Below are 2288 nucleotides of genomic sequence, written 5' to 3' on the forward strand. Positions count from 1 at the left end.
TTCCTCCTTAGCTCAGTTGGTAGAGCGACGGACTGTTAATCCGCAGGTCGCTGGTTCGAGCCCAGCAGGAGGAGCCACTTTTAAAGCCGCATCACTTGATGCGGCTTTTTTGTATCTGCTTTATACGTCATTTCTCACTTTCCCATTTATCTGCACTTCATTTCTAAACATCAGCGAACATTAAATCCTTTCTTCAAAAACACTTATTTCACGCTAAAAATTTAATCCTCATCGTAATTTCAATACGCATTAGTATCCGAGCATATTCATCTTCACTAAGATGCCCGAGTTATTACATTTCTTCTTTTAGCTATGCCTTGCATAGTGATAACACTTTATTTGTGAGCTAAATATGAAACTAAAAACTCAAGCCTATTTATTATCTGCGATCATATTGCTAGCTCTCCTAGCTCTGACCGCAACGGGCTTATGGACACTTCGCGTCGCAAGTAACCTTGATAACAAAGCTCGAGTTACTGAGCTATTTAAAAGTGCGTACAGCATACTTACCGAAGTAGAAAAGATGGCTATCGAAGGCAAAATGCCGGAAGACGAAGCGAAAGCATTAGCCACTCGCCTACTTCGTAACAATATCTACAAAGACAACGAATACGTTTATGTCGCAGATGAAAATATGATGTTCATCGCCGCACCACTAGACCCTCAACTGCACGGAACCAGCTTCCATGACTTTAGAGATGGCAGTGGTAATAGCGTAGGCCAACTCATTCTAGATGTATTGGGGCACAAAACAGGTCAGATCGTTGAATATACCTGGAGCCAAAAACAAGCTGATGGCAGCATTGAAGAAAAACACTCGATAGCAGAAAAAACACCACACTGGGGCTGGGTTGTCGGTACAGGTATTGGCTTTAATGAAGTTAACGCACGTTTTTGGTCGACAGCACAATGGCAGCTTGTGCTGTGTCTGATTATCGCGGGAAGTATTCTAAGTGGCCTGATCATTTCGATTCGCAAAATGCTTAATCTACTTGGTGGAGAGCCTAACGACGTGCGTAAAGCAGTTCAAGCTGTCGCTCAAGGAGACATTCAGACCAGTTTTGATACTGTGGCACCGAGAGGAAGTATCTATCGTGCCGTGCAAGATATGAGTCAATCACTAGCTACCATGGTGACAAACCTAGAGAAGTCTATGCATGCACTGCGCGCAGAGTTGTTTGCCGTAGAGTCTCGATCAAATTCGATTGCCGATCTTACCGTATCTCAGCAGCAATCAACGGCTATGATTGCCACTGCGATGACTGAAATGGCATCTTCAGCCAACCATGTTGCCAATTCAGCAAGCGACACCGTAAACAATACGGACGAGGCAGACAAACAAAGCCAACATACTCAGAAACTCATTCATAACACGGTTGAAAACATTCAAGGTTTAGCTTCTCAATTAAATACTGCGAGTAAAGCGGTCGCCGATCTAGATCAGGATGTAAATAATATTGTAAAAGTGCTCGATGTGATTGGTGATATTGCAGAGCAAACAAACCTATTGGCACTCAATGCAGCCATTGAAGCAGCACGTGCTGGAGAACAAGGCCGAGGCTTCGCAGTCGTTGCTGATGAGGTACGCAACCTAGCAGGACGCACACAAGACAGCACAAAAGAGATTCAGTATATGATCTCCAATCTGCAAGAAGGCTCTCGCAATGCCATTCACACAATGGAAATATGTGCAGAAACCAGTGAAAGCACTGTTACAGAGTCTAAGAATGCCTCTGAAGCTCTACAGCAAATTGTAACGGCGTTAGAATCTATCACCACAATGAGTCAGCAGATCGCTACTGCTGCCGCTGAGCAGACGCAGGTTAGCGATGATATTGCGCTACGCATAAACCTTATCGAGGAAAGCGGAAGCCAACTCAACTCTGTCGTAACCGAGAGCCAATCAAGTACTCAAAGTTTAGCTTCACTAGCGAATGAGCTAGAAGGTTGGGTAAACAAGTTCTCAGTAAAGCACTAGTTTAAAGTCAATTGTTCAATAAAAAGCACTTTTTCAGACGTGCTTTTTTGTTTTTATCGCCTTTATTTTGCAAGTGAACACACTATCAATGTTAAAACATCGCTTAAAGCATGGCGCATTGCTGCTAAAAACGCATAAAAACAGCCCACTCCGAGCACAAATTCATCAAACGATATTTTATTTTAATTTTATTGTTGACCTGAAAGCCGAAAAGCCTTTTAATACACCTCGTCGCCCGGATAGCTCAGTCGGTAGAGCAGAGGATTGAAAATCCTCGTGTCGGTGGTTCGATTCCGCCTCCGGGCACCAC

The 2288-nt window shown here is 43.7% G+C and carries 1 protein-coding gene and 2 tRNA genes; all 3 read left to right on the top strand.

The genetic code is table 11. The annotated features are described in order from the left end of the window. Position 1: 1 nt before the first annotated feature. The 3 genes from R7E42_RS23675 (at position 2) to R7E42_RS23685 (ending at position 2287) form a co-directional block, all read left to right on the top strand. Positions 2-77 (top strand) — tRNA-Asn (locus R7E42_RS23675). A 275-nt stretch (positions 78-352) separates the two neighbouring features. Then, the gene (locus R7E42_RS23680; protein ID WP_318073045.1) at positions 353-1978 is read left to right on the top strand and encodes a methyl-accepting chemotaxis protein; all 1626 of its coding nucleotides are present in this window, start codon (positions 353-355) and stop codon (positions 1976-1978) included. Between the two features lie 233 nt (positions 1979-2211). After that, a tRNA-Phe gene (locus tag R7E42_RS23685) sits at positions 2212-2287 on the top strand. Position 2288 lies beyond the last annotated feature (1 nt).

Origin of the sequence: Vibrio sp. Vb1337, from assembly GCF_033338715.1 — a bacterium.
Classification (GTDB): Bacteria; Pseudomonadota; Gammaproteobacteria; order Enterobacterales; family Vibrionaceae; genus Vibrio; species Vibrio alginolyticus.

Excerpts from the sequence above, each read along its gene's own strand:
- R7E42_RS23680 (WP_318073045.1), top strand. The coding sequence starts at position 353 with ATGAAACTAAAAACTCAAGCCTATTTATTATCTGCGATCATATTGCTA.